At 72.8% G+C, this 3,090-nt stretch carries 3 protein-coding genes and 1 pseudogene; 1 reads left to right on the forward strand and 3 read right to left on the reverse strand.

The window, feature by feature from the left end; all coding sequences use genetic code 11:
- Nucleotides 1-68 precede the first annotated feature (68 nt).
- On the reverse strand, nucleotides 69-1,013 hold the full coding sequence (locus tag ACFW9D_RS13080; RefSeq protein ID WP_384621146.1) for a hypothetical protein: 945 nt from the start codon (nucleotides 1,011-1,013) through the stop codon (nucleotides 69-71).
- A 463-nt stretch (nucleotides 1,014-1,476) separates the two neighbouring features.
- Complete coding sequence (locus ACFW9D_RS13085) at nucleotides 1,477-2,007, reverse strand: PadR family transcriptional regulator (protein ID WP_384621148.1); 531 nt, start codon at nucleotides 2,005-2,007, stop codon at nucleotides 1,477-1,479.
- Nucleotides 2,008-2,144: 137 nt separating this feature from the next.
- Between ACFW9D_RS13085 and ACFW9D_RS13090 the strand changes: the two genes are divergently transcribed.
- Nucleotides 2,145-2,684, forward strand: coding sequence for a hypothetical protein (locus tag ACFW9D_RS13090; RefSeq protein ID WP_384621150.1), 540 nt, complete (start codon nucleotides 2,145-2,147; stop codon nucleotides 2,682-2,684).
- Between the two features lie 9 nt (nucleotides 2,685-2,693).
- Here ACFW9D_RS13090 and ACFW9D_RS13095 read toward each other — a convergent pair.
- Nucleotides 2,694-3,090 (reverse strand): annotated as a pseudogene (locus ACFW9D_RS13095) (hypothetical protein); the annotation flags it as partial.

The following is a 3,090-nucleotide window of genomic DNA, read 5'->3' on the forward strand; positions in this document are numbered from 1 at the left end:
CGACGGACACACTGTTTTCTCTCGTGTTGAGGGGGGAGGGGGTTCATCGGAGTATCGGGGGGCGCGGTTCATGGCCGGGGGCGCGGCCCGCCCGCCCGCCCCGCACCGGCTCCGGCCGGCGCGAGCACGGGCCGCCCGGCCCCGCCGTACGGTTCGGGCGGCGCCTCGGCGGACAGCCGCGCGGAGCAGAACCCGCAGCGGTCCCCGATGAGTTCGAGCCCGCACCAGCGGCAGTCCTCGCGCTTCACGGAGGAGACCAGCTGGTAGAGCACGGAGATGTCGGGGATCGCGGCGGCGAACTCGACCATCTTTCCGGGACTGCCGGGCTTCCCGGTGGCCCACCAGCGGGGAGACTCGGCGGGCAGCCGCGTCTCGACGGCGCTCTGGACGCGCCACGCGGCGGCGAGCGTGCCGGTGACCCAGTCGGTGGGCTGCTGCCCGGCCGCGTAGTAGAGCCGCGTGCCGAAGGAGGGGCCGGTCGGGACGGTGTCGGGTCCGGTGACGCGCAGCACCTGCGGCTGCGGGGAGGCGACGACGGCGAACTGGGCGCTCGGCGACCAGGACTTGGTGTGGGCGCGCAGCGACACGGGGACGCGGTCCAGCTTGGCGACGGATCCGACGACGGCGCCCGCGTGGACGTAGTGCGCGAGGAGCCGTCCGGCGGAGGCGAGGACGCCCGGGCTGAAGTCGCAGATGGAGAGCTGGCGCAGTTGCAGGGCGAGGACGGCGAGGCCGAGCGGGGGGAGTTCGGGCCGCAGAATCGCCATGCGGTCGGTCTCGAGCACGGAACGGATCGAATGCAGCCGGTGGACGACCGCGTCCGGGGCGGATTCCGGACAGAGCACGATCACATAGCCGTGCGCCTCGATCAGGGCGTGCACGTCACCGATCGCGCGGTCGAGCGGATACGCGTCCCGGGCGGCGCCCACGGGCAGCACGGCGGCGGTCGGGGTGTGCCGGTCGGGCGAACCGAGCACGAGGTCGGGGTCGGTGACGGCTATTGCGGTCGGCACGCGAATCCCCCCGGTCGTCCTGGCCTCCTCCGGACACCGCGGTGCGCTGCGGTGTGCTTGTCCGAGCACCATATCCACGCGGGCGTCCGTCAACACCCCACTTCGCACTGTTCACACAGTGATCGGCCGGGGTTGGCGAGGAAGCGTCGTTCGAGCCCTTGACATCCCCATTGGTCTGGACCAGTTTGGATCCGCGGCGGCCACCCCCTCCACCTCCTCAACTCCCCGCGCTCCGGGCAGAGGGCCCGGCCGTCCGTGAACGCGACGGGCGACCGCCGCGTATCTCCGGGAACCGGGGGGCGCCGCCGCGCCCCCCGGGGGGGCGGTCGGCGGTCCGGGCGGTCTGGGTCGTGGTGGGGGCCGCTGGCCGCCGCTCGGCGGCCCCGCGGCCGCGGGCCCCCCCCCCCCCGCCCCCCCCCCCCCCCCGCCCCCCCGCCCCCCCCCCCCCCCAAGCCCCACGCCTTCACCGGGTCGCCTCCAGCGCCGCGACCTCCTTCTCCGCCCACTCGGCCCACTCCGCCTGCATCGCCATGAACCGCTTGCCCCACTCCAGGGTCAGGCGGCCGTAGACCGACAGGGGGTCGTCGCCCCAGTCCATCGACTCGTCGAAGGACCGGAGGGCGGCCAGGCGGGCCGTGGCGGACGTGGCGCGGGTGCGGAGGAAGCCGCGGGCCTCCTCCGGTTCGACCGCGCCGAGGAGGAAGACGCGGAGCAGGATGTCGTTGCGGCGGTAGCCCTCGGGGGCCGTCTCCAGGAGCCAGTGGCGCAGTTCGGCGCGGCCCTCGTCGGTGATCTCGTACGTCTTGCGGCCGCGCGGGCCCTCCGCCGCGATCCTGATCAGGCCGGCCGCGTCGAGCTTGGTGAGATCCGTGTAGATCTGGCTCTGGGTGGCGGGCCAGACGTTCTCGAGGCTCGTACGGAAGGTGCCGAGCAGGTCGTAGCCGCTCGCCGGGCCGTCCGCGAGCAGGCCGAGGAGTGCGTGTCGAAGGCTCATGCCAGGCAGCATAGCGCCGACATTCCAGTATTGACATGTCGCGAGTGGAGGTTCTAGCTTTGACATGTCAAGACTGGAATATCGGTGAGCGTCTCTGTTCGGGGGAACCTGTGGCCTATCTGCGTAGCTTTCTTCCTTTGATCGTCGTCAGCCTGCTGATCGGCACGGTCGACGTCCGGTGGGCGCTGCTCGTCGGGCTCGCGCTCGCCGTCGTGCTGGCCGGCGCGCAGCGGAGGGGCGGGCGGGGGTGGGACGCGCTCGTGATCGAGGTCAGCGCCGCCCTGTACTTCGCGGGGTGCACGGTCGCCGCGTTCGCCGCCCCGGACTCCACTCTCGTCGAGCACTACGCGTCGGCCGGGTCCTCGCTCTGGTTCGCGCTCGTCGCCTGGGGCTCGCTCGGGGTGGGGCGGCCGTTCACGCTCGGGATCGCCAGGACCCAGGTGCCGCGGGAGCTGTGGGGCAATCCCGTGTTCCACAAGGTCAACGTCGTGATCAGCGCCGTGTGGGCCGCCTCCTTCACGGTGAGCGGGATCGGCACGGCCTGGCTGCGGCACGCGCAGCCGCACGACAGCGTGGGGCGCACGGTCCTGACCGTGCTGTGCGTGGCCCTGCCGATCCTGTTCACGGTGCGCTATCCGGACATCGCCCGGGCCCGCGCCATGGCCCGGAGCAACTAGCGCGAGCGGTCAGAAGAACTCCGACCAGGGCTGGTCCCAGATCTGCTTCACGCACAGGACCACGAAGAGCAGGCCCGCGATCGCCAGCATGCCGTTGCTCAGCTTGCCGTTGCGCCAGTTCGAGGGCGTGCGCGAGGAGTTGAGGAGCCAGATCAGGGTCAGCGCCAGGAACGGCATGAACGCCGCGCCCAGGACCCCGTAGAGGATCACGAGGCGGAAGGGCTGGCCCTGGAAGAGCAGGACGATCGGGGGGAAGGTCAGCCACAGGAGGTAGGCGCGGAAGGGCCAGCCCTTCTCCCGGTCGCGGGGGGGGGGCGGCGGGGGCGCGGGGGCCGCGCCCCCGGGGAGCGCGCGGCGCGGCGCCCCCACCAAACACAACACCCACCCACGACCGCGCCACCACGGG

Source organism: Streptomyces sp. NPDC059524 (assembly GCF_042749255.1).
GTDB classification, from domain to species: domain Bacteria; phylum Actinomycetota; class Actinomycetes; order Streptomycetales; family Streptomycetaceae; genus Streptomyces; species Streptomyces xanthii.